Consider the following 16,028-nt stretch of genomic DNA (forward strand, 5'->3'; position numbering starts at 1 on the left):
CCCCTACGAACGGGCGGGGACGGGCACTTCCCGCATCCCGGCGGAGTCGGGCTTCGGCTTTCGCACGAGCACGCCGACCCCGGCCACGAGCGCCAGCACGGCGACGACCACGCCGTAGCCGACGGCGGTGGACATCAGGCCGAACGATCCGGCCGCCGCCCCGGCGGCCATCGCGGGCACCGAGAACGCGAAGTAGCAGACGACGAAGGTCGTTGCGAATATCCGGCCGCGCTCGTGGGGTCGGCCGAGCGAGCCGACCACGCCCATGGCCGCGACGAAGGTCGAACCCCAGCCGAAGCCGGCGACCGCGGTACCCGCGTAGTACGCCGCGACCCATCCCGTGAGGAGCGCGGTGATCACCGCGGCCAGTCCCGTCGCGAGCAACACGGCCCCGAGGATCACGATGCGATGGGGGTCGCGGCGGGCCGTGGTGGTCGCCGCGACCGTGCCCGCCGTGAACAGCGTGCCGATCGCCAGACCCGCGGCGAGGCGGTTGTCGATACCGAACACCGAGTCGACGATCGAGGGCCCCAGCGACATGTACAGCCCGCCGAGTGCCCACGCCGACATCAGACTGGGCAGGATGAGCAGATAGCGGCCCCGGACCTCACGGGGCACCGACGCGCTCGGCACCAGGCTCCGCAGAGCGTCGCGTCGCGACGGGAAACCCACCGACGGCGAGGTCTCCGGCACGAAGATCAGCGCGATCGCCAGCACGACGGCGAGAACGCCGACGACCGCATAACTCAGGACCGTGGGGAGCGGCGCGAACTGTACGAGTACGCCGGCTCCCGCCGCGCCGAGCGCGAGGCCGAGCGACGGCGCCGCGGTGTTGATCAGCGGACCGATGTGCCTGTTCGGCTGCATCTCGATCACGGCCGCCGCCAGCGCGCTCGTCGCCGCGCCCACCGCCAGACCCTGCAGGATCCGCGCGACGATCAGCCACCCCACCCCCGGGGAGGCGATGAAGACCACCATGCTCGCCGCGAGCAACAGCAGGGCCGTCACGATCACGGGTCTGCGCCCGACGTGGTCGGACAGCGACCCCACCGTCACGAGCGCCGCGAGCAGTGCGAGCACGTAGACCGCGAACACCACCGTGAGCATCGCCGCGGAGAACCCCCACATCTGCTGGTAGACGGGATACAGCGGTGACGGTGCCGACGACGACGCGGTGAGGGTGAACGCTCCCAGGCCGACCACGGCGAAACCGAACGAGCGGATACGGCCGCGGGGCTGGACGGGAGCAGTCATCGAACCTCCAGAAGGTGATCGGCGCGTTCCACGCGAGAGACGAACGGCGTGTCCCACGCGGAAACGAACGAGCGCCTCCGCGCGAATTGGTGAACACCCCTTCACCAACATACTTCGCTCGACGAAGTATTCCTCCGGCCATCCACCCGACGGCTCGGACACTCAGAGGGAGGTGGCGTCCTCGACGTCCTCGTCCCGCATGTCGCCGGGCGCCGCGAGCAGGGCGCGACCGGCAGCGAAGACCGTCGCTGCCAGCGGCAACTCTCCGGGCACACCGCTGCGGAAGACTTCGACACGGCCCGAACCCGAGGCGGGTCGCCCGAGCGCATCGATCCGGCGCAGCGTCTGCCGTGCGACGGCCTCGGCGCTGTCGAACAGGCGCACTCCGGCCGGCAGGTGTTCGATGATGGTGTCGGCGACAAGCGGATAGTGGGTGCAACCGAGAACCACACCCTGGACATCCCGAGGGGTGCGCTCGGCCGCGGAGGCGACCGCTGCGGCGACGGCCACCCGATCACCCGCATCGATGGCGTCGGCAAGTCCGTGACACGCCACGCCGACGACCTCGGACCCGTTCGCGAACTGGTCGATCAGATTCGCCTGGTACCTGCTCGCGGTGGTCGCCGCGGTGGCCCAGATCGCCACCGAATCGCACGCCGCGGCCGCGGGCTTGACCGCGGGGACCGTGCCCACCACGGGCACCGCCGGACCGAGATCGGCCCGGACGTGTTCGAGGGCGGTCACCGATGCGGTGTTGCATGGGAGCACGACCACCTCGGCGCCCCGGGCGACGGCGCGACGGGCGGTGGTGACGACCCGGTCGATCACCCAGTCCGGAGACTTCGGGCCCCACGGGGCACCGTCGGGATCCGTCGACAACATGAGGTCGAGATCGGGACGCAACCGTCGCAGCCACGCGGACGTCGGCAACAGCCCGAGACCCGAGTCGATGAGCGCAACGATCACCCTACGAATCTAGCGGGTCGCGCACGGCCGGCCCGACGGCGGTCGTTCCGGCGCGCAGCTCACTCCCCTAGACCGCCGCCGTGAGCAGCTCGTCGATCGGGGCGCCCGCAGCGATCTTCGCGCGCGACTTCATGACCAGCGCGGGCAGGCCGCCGCCCACAGCGCCGACGAACCTGCCGTCGCGCTCGTAGTACGCGAGGAACTTGCGGCCGTCGTCGCGCACGACGTGCACCGTGTCGTCGGCGGTGACCGCACCGAGGCCCTGGATCTTGATGTCGTACTGGTCGCTCCAGAAGTAGGGCACCTGTGCGGCGGCCCCGGCCTCGACGCCCATGATGGTCTTCGCCAGGACGGATGCCTGCTCGCCGGCGTTCGTCCAGTGCTCGATGCGCCTGCGCCCACCAGCCGGTACCTGCCAGGACGCGACATCGCCGACGGCCCACACGTGCGGGGTGGAGGTGCGGCCCGTGCCGTCGCACACGACACCGTTCTCGACTTCGACACCCGATCCCTCGAGCCACTCGGTGGCCGGGATCGAACCGATGCCCAGCACGACGAGGTCGACGTCGATCTCGCTGCCGTCGCCGAGGACGGCGGAGGTGACACGGCCGTCGCCGAGGACGGCGGAGGTGACACGGCCGTCGCCGCGGATCTCCGACAATCCGACGCCGGCACGCACGTCGACGCCCTCGGCGGTGTGCAGGCGGGTGACCAGAGCACCGACCTCGGCACCGAGCACCGATGCGAGCGGGGTGGGCTGCGGTTCGACCAGCACGACCTCCACCTCGCGCGCCCGCAGGCTCGCCGCGACCTCGCACCCGATGAACCCGGCACCGACGACGAGCGCGCGGGCACCCGGAACGATCGCCTCGCGCAGGGCGCGGCTGTCCTCGAGCGACCGCAGGACGTGGACCCCCGCCAGATCCGGCAGACCGGGGATGCGGCGGGGCCGCAGACCCGTGGCGACGACGAGTTCGTCGTAGCCGAGTTCGGTGCCGTCGCTGAGCGTGAGGATGCGCGACGCGGTGTCGACCGAGCGAGCCGCGGCACCGAGCATCAACTCGATGCGGTTGTCGCCGAAGAACTCGCTCGGCCGAAGAGTCGTGTCGTCGCGGTCGCCGCGCAGGACCTCCTTCGACAGGGGCGGGCGGTCGTAGGGCAGGTGCGTCTCGTCGCCGACGAGCACGAGTTCGCCCTCGTATCCGGCCCGGCGCAGCTCTTCGGCGGTACGCACCGCCGCCAGGCCGGCGCCCACGACCACGACGCGCTCCGGCGTACTCTCGGTCTCCCGCTCGTTCGACACCCTCGGCCCATCCTTCGCTTCGTCTGTTGTGACACGCATGCGCGTGCCGCGCGGTAGTGATGCATCCCACTCCGCGTCCCACGTTCTTACCAAACAGCGACGACGGGCGACAGACCTACGTCGGCCGTTAGAGTTCGAGGCACCGTGAGGACAATGGGATCCAGCACAGGATCGAGCACGGAACACGACCGGTACACCTACCTGGGAGCCCCTCATGACCAGCGACAGCGGCGCAGGTATCAGCCGCATACAGTTCGGCGCCGGAACCTCCTCCGGATCCGCCGACCCGCAGGGCCGCACGATCATCGCGGACGCGGTGGTGGCCAAGATCGCGGGGCTCGCGACCCGCGAGATCAGCGGCGTCATCGAGGTGGGCGCCGGCACCGCCCGCGTCGTGGGCGCACTGCGCGACCGCATCCCCGGTGCGCGCATCAACCACGGACAGGGTGTCGCCGTCGAGGTCGGTGAACGTCAGGCCGCGATCGACATCGGCATCGTCGCCGAATACGGCGTCGCGCTGCACGAACTCGCCGTCGCCATCCGGCACAACGTCATCGCTGCGGTCGAACGCATGACGGGACTCGAGGTCACCGAGGTCAACATCACGGTCTTCGACGTGATGCTCCACGAAGAGGCCGCGGCCCTCACCGACGACGCCAAACCCCGCGTGCAGTGAACCCCGGATCAGCAGCGCAGGCGAATGCGGCCGACCTGGTGGCGGACGCTGCGCTGTCCGTTCCCGGCGTCGTGGGTCTGCACCGCGGCGCATTCGGGGAGGTCGCCACCTATCTGCCCGGCCGACGGGTCGAAGGTGTGCGGCTGACCGATCAGCTGTGCGCGGTGCACATCGTCGTGCGGATCCCCGCCGATCTCCCGGCCGTCGCCGACGCCGTCCGCGTCCGGGTGTCCCCGCTGGTGGACGTCCCCGTCCAAGTGACCATCGAAGATGTCCACGCCGGTGAACGAGAAGGAGCCCCATCGTGAACCACACACCCGTCAGCAACACCGTCGTCGGACTCCTCGCGGGGCTGCTCCTGGCCCTCGCCGGCATCATCGGCGGGTTCAGCGGTCTGCTGTTCGCCGTGCTGCTCGGCGCGCTCGGTGCCGCGATCGGCGCCCATCGCGACGGCCACCTCGACCTCGGCGCCCTGTTGAGGAGTCGGGGCCGTGGCTGATCCCACCGCGTCCGACGTCGGGACATCCGACGACACCGGGACCGGGGTCGTTCCCCCGGGCGAACGCGGCAGCCTTGTCGTCAAGGACCGTGCGATCGAACGCATCGCCGCGGCTGCCGCGCTCGGCGTTCCCGGTGTGGTGCGGCACAGCGGAGGTGGGATCCTGCGTCTCACCGGCCGCGACCTGCCCCGGGCCGACGTCACCACCGGCGCGAAGGCCGTCGCGGTGAATCTCTACATCGCCGCCGAATGGCCGTACGACGCGGCGATGCTCACCCGCCGGGTCCACGACGCGGTCGAACGCCAGCTGAACGACCTGACGGGCATGCGGATCAGCGAACTCAACGTGCTCATCGTCGCGACCGCGCTCGTCGAGGACGGCGAGACCGACGAGGCGCAGCCACCCGTCGAGTACCTGGAATCCGACATCGTCGCGGCGCGGACCACTCCGCATCCCGACATCCCCACCGTCGCTCCCCTGCCACCGCTGGCGCCGCCCGCGGCCGCACCCGCCGCCGCGATCGTGGCGATCGCGGCGCTCGCCCTGTCGTTCGTCGCCGCCCGGGAACTGCTCATCGTCAACGGGACGTACGGCGGTGCCCCGTGGCTGCGCAACTCCTTCGAGTGGTTCGGCCGTCTGCACTGGCACACCTGGCTCGCACCCGTCGCGGGCGTCTGCCTCGTCCTCGGGATCGTCCTGATCGTCGTCGCCCTCAAACCCCGCCGCCGGACGCATGTGCCGCTGCAGGTCGCGGGGCCGGTGCCCACGGTGTGGATGCGGCGCACGGACGTCGCACGCATGTGCAGCGCCCACGCGTCCGCGCTCACCGGCGTGCGCACGGCCCGCACGGTCGTCGACCGTCGCCGTGCCGTGGTGCGCATCTCGATCGAGGACGAGACACCGGTCGACGAGATCACCGCGTCCGTGCGCGGCGCGGTCGCCCCGAACCTCGCGGCGCTCGCCGACCCCGTCGAACTCGTGGTGGAGGTGGCGCGGTGAAACTCCGTACCGTGCTGGCGAATCGGCTCGTCACCTTCCTGGCGGGCCTCGCCCTCGCCGGTGCCGGCGCATTCGCCCTGGCGTGGGTGTGGCAGGTTCCCCTAGCTCGAGAGCAACTCTCGCGTCTCGACCGTCCCCGCGTGACCGACGTCCCGGACCAGTCGTGGTGGACACCGGCCCTGTGGTCGGTCTTCGCGGGCGGACTCGTGCTCGGCATCGCGTTGCTCGCTGTCAACCTGTCGCGCCGGCGCACGTCGACCGTGCAGCTCTACGACCAGGTCACCGACGCGACCCTCGGTGTCGAACTCGGTCCCGTCGTCGACGGTATGGCAGCCGAACTCGCCGCCCTGCCGGGCGTGCGGGCCGTGCGCGGACGCGCGGTCGTCGAACGCCACCTGCCGACGCTCTCGGTGGTGGTGCACGCCGACCCGACCATCGATGTCACCGAGCTGACGGAAGCCGCGGAGGATGCCGCCCAGCGGGTCGCGCGCGCTCTCGGCGGGGCGCACGTGGCGACGCAGGTCCTGGTACATCTCGACCCGGCTGTGGATGTCCACTGAGCCCACCCACCCCGGGCCGGAACCCATCCGGCCCGGGGTGGCTCAGCTTCGGGCCGCGTCCACGAGGTCGTGCTCGACGCTGTAGTCCACGCGCATCCGGTCCATCGCCACGTCGCGCACCTTGTACGCCCGCTGCGTGGTGCGTTCGAGGTCCGGATAGCGGAATTCCTGGACGCGGTCGACGAGCGCGAGCAGCGGCCCGACGCGTCCGAGGACGTGCTTGAGCGGGCTGTCGGGGATGTGCAGGGCGTCGGCGTCGGCGTCACCGATGAACACCCGCTGCAGCGAGTGCATCACCGTGCGGGCGACCGTCGTCCGGATCGGTGCGGTGCCCGGCAGCAGGTTGGCCAGCTCCGGGACGAGATACTGCTCGGTCAGCGCGGTGACGAAATCCCGGTCCTCGTCGCTGGGGCCGGGCGAGGTGAGCCGGTACAGGTCCTCGACCGCGATGTGATCGCGTTCGGTGCGCAGGCCCAGTTCCTCGCCCATCCCGATCACGTGCCCGACGTAGCGCCACAGGTGGTAGATGTCGTCGAGTTCGCGATCGGTGAAGCGCACCCCGAGGATCTGCATCGCCTCGACCGCGATGTGCCCGAACTCGGCCATCGTGAGCGCCATGTACGACTGCGGGATCGGCACTCCCCAGGCGTCCTCGTCCCACACCCCGCTCGCGAGAATGCCCTTGCGCACGTGGGCGTGGATCAGGCGCACCCGCACCGTGAACGCGAATCCGCCTCCGTCGCGGCGCATTCCGCCGCGAGTGAGGACGTGCCGTAACCACTCCCCGACCTCGACCGACCGCACGGCCGGCTGACTCACATAGCGGCCCGTCAGTGCGAGAGGCTTTCCGGCGATGAAGTTTCCGGCACCGCGCAGCAGCGAGGCAGCACCGAGCACCATGCCGAGGATCGGCGTGTGCCGAACGAGCGCGTCGGCGGCGTTGTCGATGCGGTCGTGGTCTACCCAGGCGGGTTCGTCGTCGAGGAAGGCGAACAGCTCTCGCAGGGATTCGGGTGCGTCGGGGACCGCCTCGACACCGTGGGTGAGTGCGACGCGCACGGCAGCCGTCGCGGAGTTCGGACCGAAGTCGTCGTTCACCACGGCGTCGGCCGGCGGGTCGGCCTGCCACATGCCGTCGAGCCAGCGCTCGCCGAGATCTGCGTATCGGCGCACCGCAAGGTCGGCGTTGACGAGATCACGTGGGATGTGTCGCTCCATGCATCCATGGAAACACGAGGAATCCTCACTTACTATTCACTTTTCATGAGCTCCCCGCGCGGCAACAGAACCGCAGGCAGAATCCCTCGGAAGCGTCCTGTGCAGCAGCGAAGTCACGACACCCGCAAGTTGCTCCTCATCTCTGCGTACGAGTTGCTCGAGCGCAGCCCCACCGCGCGGATCAGCACCACGGCACTCGCCGAGCACGCCCACGTGAGCATCGGGACGGTCTACCGATACTTCCCCGACGTCGACGCCGTGCTCGACGAACTCCGCATGACCGCCGTCCACGCGATCACCACCTCGCTGTCCACCGCCATCGGGCGGGCGATGGACCAGCAGCCGGAGGACGCCATGGCGACGGTCGTGGAAAGCCTCACCGCCGCGTTCGAGAAACACGCCGCGGTGCTCCGGGTGTCGTACACCTCCGAGGAGATCGAGTTCGGACTCGCGTGGGCCGAGGTCGAAGGTCCGCTGCGGCCGCTCGGACGCATCATCCCGGCGCGGCTGCGACCCGATCTCGACGACGCAGCACTCGACGATCTCGTGTTCATCGTGATGGGAGCGACGGCGAGCCTGTGTTCACGGATCGCCCTCTTGCGGCCCCGGAGATCCGATCGGACCCGGATGATCGCGGTGACGGCGCGGATGCTCCTCGCCGCGATCGAGAGCGCCTGACGCACGGCGCATCGTGTACGGCGCGCTCATCTCCGGGTTCGAAAACAGACCCGACGTCCTGCCGAACGGCACATACTGATCACTGTCGTTCTCACACCGTCGTCTCGACCGAGGAGAGTGCTGTGCGTCGACTACCGATCGTGTTGTCCGCCGTGATCCTCACCGTCGCGGCCGCCTGCGGCAACGACACCTCGAGCGAATCACCGCTCGCCGCAACGTCCGATGCGACTGCGACCGATGCGACCGCTACCGGCGCGGCGCCCGCCGACGAGTTCCAGGACGTGCTCGACCGCGTCCGCGAGGAAGTCGGCTTTCCGGGAGTCGTTGCGCGCGTGGTCACCCCGGACTACGAGTGGACCGGTTCGTCCGGCACGATCGGTGCGGATCGATCGGAGGAACCCGGCCCGGACGACCACACCCGCATCGGCAGCATCACGAAGACGATGACGATCACCGCTCTACTGCAACTGGCGGAGGACGACCGCCTGTCGCTGGAGGATCCGATCGGCCGCTATGTGCCGGGCCTGCCGAACGGCGACGTCGCCACCCTGGGTCAGCTGGCCTCGATGGTGAGCGGCATCCCCAGCTACACCTTCGACGAGGAATTCCAGCAGCAACTCTTCGACGATCCGGAGGCACCGTGGACCCCGGACGAACTCCTCGACTACGTACGCGGTGACGCACCGAACTTCGCTCCCGGGGAGCGGTTCGAGTACTCCAACACCAACACGATCGCGCTCGGGCTGGTCGTCGAGCAGGTTTCCGGGCAGAGCCTGCACGAGTACTTCCGGGCGAACATCTTCGAGCCCCTGGGCATGGCCGACACCGTGATGCCCACCGACGCGGCCATCGCGTCACCGCACCTGTACGGGATCACCGAACAGGGACAGCCGGACGGGCAGACGGCCGATGCGACCGGTTGGAACCCGTCGTGGGGATGGTCGGCCGGCGCGGTGATCTCCACCGTCGACGACCTCGAACTGTGGGGCACGGCCCTCGGGACGGGCGAGGGCATCCTCTCCCCCGAGATGCAGCAGCTCCGTCTCGACTCGTTCCTGTTCGACGTCCCCGGTGCGACCGACACGCGCGCCTACGGCCTCGGGCTCGGTATCGAGAACGGCTGGCTCGGCCACACGGGCGAACTCCCCGGTTTCAACACCTACGTGGGATATCTGCCCGAGCGCCGGGCCGTGGTCGTCGCCGCCGTGAACAGCGACATCCCGACGGCCGACGGGGAGGAACCGGTGACCCCCGTGGCAAACCAGCTGAAGGAGATCGTCGGCTGATCGCTTGTGATCCAGAAACGCCGAACGGCGCCCACCCGGAGGGTGGACGCCGTTCGAGCGTCAGTGAGGACTAGCTCACTTGATGATCCCGTAGGCGGTGCCTACTTGATGATCCCGTAGGCGGTGCCTACTTGATGATCTTCGTGACGCGACCGGCGCCGACGGTGCGGCCACCCTCGCGGATCGCGAAGCGGAGGCCCTCGTCCATGGCGACCGGCTGGATCAGCTTGACGGACATCTCGGTGTTGTCACCGGGCATGACCATCTCGGTGCCCTCGGGGAGGGTCACAACGCCCGTCACGTCCGTGGTGCGGAAGTAGAACTGCGGGCGGTAGTTGTTGAAGAACGGCGTGTGGCGGCCGCCCTCCTCCTTGTTGAGGATGTAGGCCTGGCCCTCGAACTCCGTGTGGGGAGTCGTGGTGCCCGGCTTGACGACGACCTGGCCACGCTCGACGTCCTCGCGCTTGATGCCGCGGACGAGGAGACCGACGTTGTCGCCGGCCTGGCCCTGGTCGAGCAGCTTGCGGAACATCTCGATGCCGGTGACCGTGGTCTTGGTCGAATCGGGGCGAATGCCGACGATCTCGACCTCTTCGTTGACGTTGATCACGCCACGCTCGATACGGCCGGTGACGACAGTGCCACGACCCGTGATGGTGAAGACGTCCTCGACGGGCATGAGGAACGGCTTGTCGGTCTCACGGACCGGGTCCGGGATGGAGTCGTCGACGGCCTGCATGAGGTCGACGATCGACTGGACCCACTTCTCGTCACCCTCGAGAGCCTTGAGAGCGGAGATCGGGACGACCGGAGCGTTCTCGTCGAACTCCTGCGAAGCGAGGAGCTCGCGCACCTCCATCTCGACGAGCTCGAGGATTTCCTCGTCGTCGACCATGTCGGCCTTGTTCAGGGCGACGAGGATGTAGGGAACGCCGACCTGGCGAGCGAGCAGCACGTGCTCACGCGTCTGGGGCATCGGGCCGTCGGTGGCCGCCACGACCAGGATCGCGCCGTCCATCTGGGCGGCACCGGTGATCATGTTCTTGATGTAGTCCGCGTGACCCGGGGCGTCGACGTGCGCGTAGTGGCGCTTGTCGGTCTGGTACTCGACGTGGGAGATGTTGATCGTGATACCACGAGCCTTCTCCTCAGGTGCCTTGTCGATCTGATCGAAAGCGAAGCTCTCGTTCAGGTCGGGGAACTTGTCGGCAAGCACCTTGGTGATCGCAGCCGTGGTGGTGGTCTTGCCGTGGTCGACGTGACCGATGGTGCCGATGTTCACGTGCGGCTTGGTCCGCTCGAACTTCGCCTTCGCCACTGGATGTCCTCCTGGACTGTTGTTGCTTGCTGTATGCAGCAGTGCGGTTTGTATTACTTGGTCGTGCAGGTGACCGAGGGATAACCCGGAGGCTACTCGCCGGTCGCCTTGGCGATGATTTCCTTCGCGACGTTCGAGGGAACCTCTGCGTAGGAATCGAACACCATGGAGAAGTTCGCACGACCCTGGGTCTTCGACCGCAGATCGCCGATGTAACCGAACATCTCCGAGAGCGGAACCAGCGCCTTCACGACACGGGCACCACTGCGTTCCTCCATGGCCTGGATCTGGCCACGGCGGGAGTTCAGGTCGCCGATCACTTCACCCATGTAGTCCTCGGGCGTGGTGACCTCGACCGCCATGAGGGGCTCGAGGATCACCGGGGCGGCCTTGCGGGCCGCTTCCTTCAGTGCCTGCGAACCGGCGATCTTGAACGCCATTTCGGACGAGTCGACGTCGTGGTACGCACCGTCGATGAGGGTGACCTTCAGGTTCACCAGCGGGTAGCCGGCGAGCACGCCGTACTGCATGGCGTCCTGGGCACCCGCGTCGACCGACGGGATGTACTCGCGCGGGATGCGACCGCCGGTGACCTTGTTCTCGAACTCGTAGGTCGCGCCGTCCTCGCCGACGAACGGCGAGAGGCCGATGATGACCTTTGCGAACTGGCCCGAGCCACCGGTCTGCTTCTTGTGCGTGAACTCGAGCTTCTCGACCGGCTTGGTGATCGTCTCGCGGTACGCGACCTGCGGCTTGCCGACGTTGGCCTCGACCTTGAACTCGCGCTTCATGCGGTCGACGAGGATATCGAGGTGGAGCTCGCCCATGCCGCCGATGACGGTCTGGCCGGTCTCGTCGTCGAGTTCCACGGAGAAGGTCGGGTCCTCTTCGGCGAGCTTCTGGATGGCCGTCGACAGCTTCTCCTGGTCGGCCTTCGACTTCGGCTCGATGGAGACCTGGATGACCGGGTCCGGGAAGGTCATCGACTCGAGGACGATCGGGGCGTCCTGCGCGCACAGGGTGTCGCCGGTCGTGGTGTCCTTCAGGCCGATCATCGCGTAGATGTGGCCAGCGACCGCCTCGTCGACCGGGTTCTCCTTGTTGGCGTGCATCTGGAACAGCTTGCCGACGCGCTCCTTCTTGCCCTTGGTCGAGTTGAGCACCTGGGTGCCCGAGTCGATCCGGCCGGAGTACACGCGGACGAAGGTCAGCTTGCCGAAGAAGGGGTGCGCAGCGATCTTGAAGGCGAGAGCCGAGAAGGGCTCCTCCTTCGAGGGCTTACGACGCAGTTCCTCTTCTTCGTTACCGACCTGGTGGCCGATGACGTCGCCGATGTCGAGCGGGTTCGGCAGGTAGTCGATGACCGCGTCGAGCATGGGCTGGATGCCCTTGTTCTTGAAGGCGGAGCCGCACAGCACCGGGTAGAGCTCGGAGTTGACGGTCATCTTGCGGATGGCCGCCTTGATCTCGGCGACGGTGAGCTCCTCGCCGCCGAAGTACTTCTCCATGAGCTCTTCGTCGGACTCGGCGACCGTCTCGAGCAGCTTCTCGCGGTACTCGGCAGCCTTGTCGGCGAGCTCCGCCGGGATCTCCTCGACCGTGGCCTCGGTGCCGATGTCGGTGGTGCCACGCCAGGTGAGCGCCTTCATCTCGACGAGGTCGACGACGCCGTCGAAGGCATCCTCGGCACCGATGGGGAGCTGCAGGACCAGCGGCTTCGCGCCCAGGCGATCGATGATCGTCTGCACGGTGAAGAAGAAGTCCGCGCCCATCTTGTCCATCTTGTTGACGAAGCAGATGCGCGGCACGTCGTACTTGGCCGCCTGCCGCCAGACCTGCTCGGACTGGGGCTCGACACCCTCCTTGCCGTCGAACACGGCAACCGCGCCGTCGAGCACGCGCAGCGACCGCTCGACCTCGACCGTGAAGTCGACGTGGCCGGGGGTGTCGATGATGTTGATCTGGTTCTTGTTCCAGAAGCAGGTCACAGCAGCGGAGGTGATGGTGATACCACGCTCCTTCTCCTGCTCCATCCAGTCGGTGGTCGAGGCACCGTCGTGCGTCTCACCGATCTTGTAGTTGACACCGGTGTAGAAGAGGATGCGCTCGGTGGTGGTGGTCTTGCCGGCATCGATGTGCGCCATGATGCCGATGTTGCGGACCTTGTTCAGGTCGGTCAGCACTTCCTGTGCCACAGGTAACCCCGCTCGTAGCTCGTGTCGGTCCTTGGGTGCGGACCACATGTTCTTGTGTTGTCAGCCGGCCTTTACGGGACCGACACAGTTGTGCGAGCAGCCGACCGGGAGGTCCGCGATGACGGCATCTCCCGGTCGGCGACGACTCACCAGCGGTAGTGCGCGAACGCCTTGTTGGCTTCAGCCATCTTGTGCGTGTCCTCGCGGCGCTTCACGGAGGCGCCGAGGCCGTTGCTCGCGTCGAGGAGCTCGTTGGCGAGCCGCTCGACCATGGTCTTCTCGCGACGCTGACGCGAGAACGTCACCAGCCAGCGCAGTGCGAGCGTGGTGGAACGACCGGGGCGAACCTCGACCGGCACCTGGTAGGTGGCACCACCGACGCGACGGCTGCGGACCTCGAGGGCGGGCTTGACATTGTCGAGCGCGCGCTTGAGGGTGACGACCGGATCGGTACCGGTCTTCTCGCGAGCCTGCTCGAGCGCCTGGTAGACGATGCGCTCGGCGGTGGACTTCTTGCCGTCCAGCAGGATCTTGTTGACCAGCTGGGTGACCAGCGGCGAACCGTAGACCGGATCGGCGATCAGCGGGCGCTTGGGAGCGGGACCCTTACGTGGCATCAGCCCTTCTCCTTCTTCGCTCCGTAGCGGCTGCGGGCCTGCTTGCGGTTCTTGACACCCTGGGTGTCGAGCGAGCCGCGGATGATCTTGTAGCGCACACCCGGGAGGTCCTTCACACGACCGCCACGCACGAGCACCATCGAGTGCTCCTGGAGGTTGTGGCCCTCACCGGGGATGTAGGCGGTGACCTCGACCTGGGAGGTCAGGCGCACACGGGCGACCTTACGGAGAGCCGAGTTCGGCTTCTTCGGGGTGGTGGTGTACACGCGAGTGCACACACCGCGACGCTGGGGGCTGCCCTTGAGCGCCGCGCTCTTGACCTTGGCGGCCTTGTCGCGGCGGCCCTTGCGGACCAGCTGATTGATGGTTGGCATTAACCGGCTTTCTTCGTTGTCTGAAGCTGCTCACTTCGAGCAACCTCGGCTGTTCTGAAATTAGGGATCCATCGGTTGGGGCAAGAAAGCTGCTGCCCCGCACTCGCCCCTCGTGTGCACACGAGGTCGGGTGTGTCGCGTACCCCCACACAGGCAGCCGGGGGCTCGCTCCTGCAGATATCCACAGACCGCGCGCACGGCACTACCTCGCATAGGCACACAGACCGGCCCGGGCATGCCGGACACGACCCACAACGATACCCGGCGTGCGCGCATGAGGTCAAAGTGAGAAGCGCGCACCCTCCCGAGGATCCGCACACACCGTCAACTGCTGAGGTTCAGCGTGAGCCGGGCCAACGTAGCAGCAGCTTCACACGGGTCCGCTCCCCCGGAGGTGTACTGCACCCACCAGCCGAAGATGCCGGTCGTCGACGCCCCGGAACTGACCCCGCACGACAGCGGATCGCCGGGTCGGCGCATCTGCAGTGCCCGCCGGCCCTCGATGGTCGTGTTCTCGATCTCGTAACCGAGTCCCTCGGCGGCGGCGCGTTCGTGGTCGAGGGAACCGGTCTCGAACCAGTTGAAGGTGACCTTCACTACTCCCGTGGGTCCCTCACCGTCCCAGCGGCAGATCGCACCGAAGAATCCGCGATAGACGTAGTCCGCGCCCACGGCCTCGGCGATCTTCTCGTCGGCGACGGCATCGCACTCGGTGAGCAGCCGGGTGAACTCGGCGCCCGTGCCGCCGCCGATCCCCTCCGGGACGGCCCGCCCCTCGATGGTGCGGGTACATCCGGTGAGCAGAGCACCCGTCGTGAGGACGGTCGCGAATGCGGCGCACCAGCGGCGGGCGTTCACTTCTGCACCCTTTCCACACTCGTGGTGGCCAGGCCGCGAGCGACGACGCAGGCGTCGGCGACGGGCGTGAGGTTCGAGTACGAGACCGACCAGTGGACGAAGTCGCCGCCGAACTCCACGCCGATCTCGCACAGCGTCGTCTGCCCCAGCTCGTTCTGATAAGACCCCATGAAACCCGACCGTCCCCCGATCTCGACGTCGGCGGCGGGCCGGCCGATGAGATCGGAGCCGGCGCGTTCGCGGCCGATGGGACTTCCCCGGTACCACGAGAAGCTCACGCTGGGGCCGCCGACGTAGATCTCCCACTCGCAGCCCACCGAGTTGCGCGTCACCGTCGTGAAACTGCCGAGACCGAAAGCCGCCGCCACCTCGTCGTCGGACATCGCGCCGCACTCGTCGAACAGCGGGCCGGGGTCGGTGACGGACGCGGTCGGCGAGGTCTCGACCTGTCCGGCGTCGTCGGAGTTCCCGCACGCCGCCGCACCGAGACCCATGAGACCGACCGTCGCCACGGCAGCCGCCGTCCTTCCGATGCGCGGGAGAGGCATGGCGGGAAGACTACCGAGCCGGGCCCACCTGTGTGCGACGACTCGAGGACTCCCGGAGCACCTCGTCGAGCTGCGCGGCCCAGTGACGGACGATCTCCCGCCGGCGGGCCGAGTCGTCGGTCAGCACGTCGGCCAGGCCGAGGCCGCGCGCGAGATCCAGGGTCGCCTGCACCGTCCGGTGCACGACCGGGTCGGTGTCGTCGGCACCGAGCTGCTCGACGGCCACCGCGTGCGAGACACGGCCGAACTTCTCCTCGAGCGGCAGGAGCATCTCGCGCAGAGCCGGATCGGCCGCCGCAGCCGTCCACACCTGCAGGGCGGCCTTGAACATGTTGCCGGTGCATTGGTCGACGATGCGCTCGACCACCGCCTCCGTGCGGCCGACGCCCTCGGGCACGTCGAACGGTTCGGTGCGGACCCGCTCGATGCGACTGTCGAACATGAACTCGAGCGATGCGGTGATGAGATCCTCCCGGGTCGGGAAGTGATGCTGGGCGGCCCCGCGCGACACTCCTGCCCGCTCGGCGACCACACTCACCGCGGTTGCGGCCCAACCGGATTCGACGAGGCAGTCGATCGTCGCCTCGAGCAGTCGCCGCCGCGTGGCGCGGCTGCGGTCCTGCTTCGGTTCTCGCGCCATCGGGACTCCTGTTCCTGCCTGTCCTGTCACGACCCCGT

General features: G+C 68.2%; 18 protein-coding genes. 7 read left to right on the top strand and 11 right to left on the bottom strand.

Features of this window, described 5'->3' with window-relative positions:
* Positions 1-3 precede the first annotated feature (3 nt).
* The 3 genes from AC6CID_RS01625 to AC6CID_RS01635 form a co-directional block, all read right to left on the bottom strand.
* Entirely contained in the window at positions 4-1,254 is a 1,251-nt protein-coding gene (locus tag AC6CID_RS01625; RefSeq protein WP_024101657.1) for an MFS transporter, read from the bottom strand.
* 162 nt (positions 1,255-1,416) lie between these two features.
* Positions 1,417-2,220, bottom strand: a complete 804-nt coding sequence (locus AC6CID_RS01630) for a glutamate racemase (protein WP_006552244.1) — start codon at positions 2,218-2,220, stop codon at positions 1,417-1,419.
* Positions 2,221-2,287: 67 nt separating this feature from the next.
* On the bottom strand, positions 2,288-3,523 hold the full coding sequence (locus AC6CID_RS01635) for an NAD(P)/FAD-dependent oxidoreductase (protein WP_039585347.1): 1,236 nt from the start codon (positions 3,521-3,523) through the stop codon (positions 2,288-2,290).
* A 214-nt stretch (positions 3,524-3,737) separates the two neighbouring features.
* Here AC6CID_RS01635 and AC6CID_RS01640 point away from each other — a divergent pair, with 214 nt between their 5' ends.
* From AC6CID_RS01640 to AC6CID_RS01660, 5 genes are read left to right on the top strand one after another with little or no spacing between them, the layout of a single operon-like run.
* Entirely contained in the window at positions 3,738-4,199 is a 462-nt protein-coding gene (locus AC6CID_RS01640) for an Asp23/Gls24 family envelope stress response protein (RefSeq protein ID WP_006552246.1), read from the top strand.
* A complete protein-coding gene (locus tag AC6CID_RS01645; protein ID WP_006552247.1) occupies positions 4,196-4,507 on the top strand; it encodes a hypothetical protein in 312 nt (103 codons plus the stop codon). The genes AC6CID_RS01640 and AC6CID_RS01645 overlap by 4 nt, the downstream gene beginning before the upstream one ends.
* Complete coding sequence (locus tag AC6CID_RS01650; protein ID WP_006552248.1) at positions 4,504-4,698, top strand: hypothetical protein; 195 nt, start codon at positions 4,504-4,506, stop codon at positions 4,696-4,698. Before AC6CID_RS01645 ends, AC6CID_RS01650 begins: the two co-directional genes overlap by 4 nt.
* The gene (locus AC6CID_RS01655; RefSeq protein ID WP_006552249.1) at positions 4,691-5,698 is read left to right on the top strand and encodes a DUF6286 domain-containing Asp23/Gls24 family envelope stress response protein; all 1,008 of its coding nucleotides are present in this window, start codon (positions 4,691-4,693) and stop codon (positions 5,696-5,698) included. The genes AC6CID_RS01650 and AC6CID_RS01655 overlap by 8 nt, the downstream gene beginning before the upstream one ends.
* Positions 5,695-6,258, top strand: a complete 564-nt coding sequence (locus AC6CID_RS01660; protein WP_498353496.1) for a hypothetical protein — start codon at positions 5,695-5,697, stop codon at positions 6,256-6,258. The genes AC6CID_RS01655 and AC6CID_RS01660 overlap by 4 nt, the downstream gene beginning before the upstream one ends.
* Positions 6,259-6,300: 42 nt before the next feature.
* On the opposite strand, the gene AC6CID_RS01665 is transcribed toward AC6CID_RS01660, so the two are convergent.
* The gene (locus tag AC6CID_RS01665) at positions 6,301-7,476 is read right to left on the bottom strand and encodes an oxygenase MpaB family protein (RefSeq protein ID WP_039585351.1); all 1,176 of its coding nucleotides are present in this window, start codon (positions 7,474-7,476) and stop codon (positions 6,301-6,303) included.
* A gap of 99 nt (positions 7,477-7,575) precedes the next feature.
* On the opposite strand from AC6CID_RS01665, the gene AC6CID_RS01670 reads away from it, so the two are divergent.
* Together AC6CID_RS01670 and AC6CID_RS01675 are read left to right on the top strand one after the other, a co-directional pair.
* Entirely contained in the window at positions 7,576-8,154 is a 579-nt protein-coding gene (locus AC6CID_RS01670) for a TetR/AcrR family transcriptional regulator (protein ID WP_006552253.1), read from the top strand.
* Between the two features lie 122 nt (positions 8,155-8,276).
* The gene (locus AC6CID_RS01675) at positions 8,277-9,440 is read left to right on the top strand and encodes a serine hydrolase domain-containing protein (RefSeq protein WP_498353497.1); all 1,164 of its coding nucleotides are present in this window, start codon (positions 8,277-8,279) and stop codon (positions 9,438-9,440) included.
* 127 nt (positions 9,441-9,567) lie between these two features.
* On the opposite strand, the gene tuf is transcribed toward AC6CID_RS01675, so the two are convergent.
* The 7 genes from tuf to AC6CID_RS01710 form a co-directional block, all read right to left on the bottom strand.
* Positions 9,568-10,758: an elongation factor Tu gene (tuf, locus tag AC6CID_RS01680; RefSeq protein WP_064060461.1), complete on the bottom strand. Its 1,191-nt coding sequence runs from the start codon at positions 10,756-10,758 to the stop codon at positions 9,568-9,570.
* 92 nt (positions 10,759-10,850) lie between these two features.
* A complete protein-coding gene (gene fusA, locus AC6CID_RS01685) occupies positions 10,851-12,953 on the bottom strand; it encodes an elongation factor G (protein ID WP_220666398.1) in 2,103 nt (700 codons plus the stop codon).
* 146 nt (positions 12,954-13,099) lie between these two features.
* Positions 13,100-13,570: a 30S ribosomal protein S7 gene (rpsG, locus tag AC6CID_RS01690; RefSeq protein ID WP_006552257.1), complete on the bottom strand. Its 471-nt coding sequence runs from the start codon at positions 13,568-13,570 to the stop codon at positions 13,100-13,102.
* A complete protein-coding gene (gene rpsL / locus AC6CID_RS01695) occupies positions 13,570-13,944 on the bottom strand; it encodes a 30S ribosomal protein S12 (protein WP_006552258.1) in 375 nt (124 codons plus the stop codon). The genes rpsG and rpsL overlap by 1 nt, the downstream gene beginning before the upstream one ends.
* A gap of 324 nt (positions 13,945-14,268) precedes the next feature.
* The gene (locus tag AC6CID_RS01700; RefSeq protein WP_064060460.1) at positions 14,269-14,802 is read right to left on the bottom strand and encodes a DUF3558 domain-containing protein; all 534 of its coding nucleotides are present in this window, start codon (positions 14,800-14,802) and stop codon (positions 14,269-14,271) included.
* Positions 14,799-15,350, bottom strand: a complete 552-nt coding sequence (locus AC6CID_RS01705) for a DUF3558 domain-containing protein (RefSeq protein ID WP_051121622.1) — start codon at positions 15,348-15,350, stop codon at positions 14,799-14,801. The genes AC6CID_RS01700 and AC6CID_RS01705 overlap by 4 nt, the downstream gene beginning before the upstream one ends.
* Before the next feature lie 10 nt (positions 15,351-15,360).
* Positions 15,361-15,990 (bottom strand): TetR/AcrR family transcriptional regulator, encoded by a 630-nt coding sequence (locus tag AC6CID_RS01710; RefSeq protein ID WP_220666399.1) that lies wholly within the window; start codon positions 15,988-15,990, stop codon positions 15,361-15,363.
* Positions 15,991-16,028 lie beyond the last annotated feature (38 nt).

The sequence above is a fragment of the Rhodococcus sp. GQ147 genome (assembly GCF_059759155.1).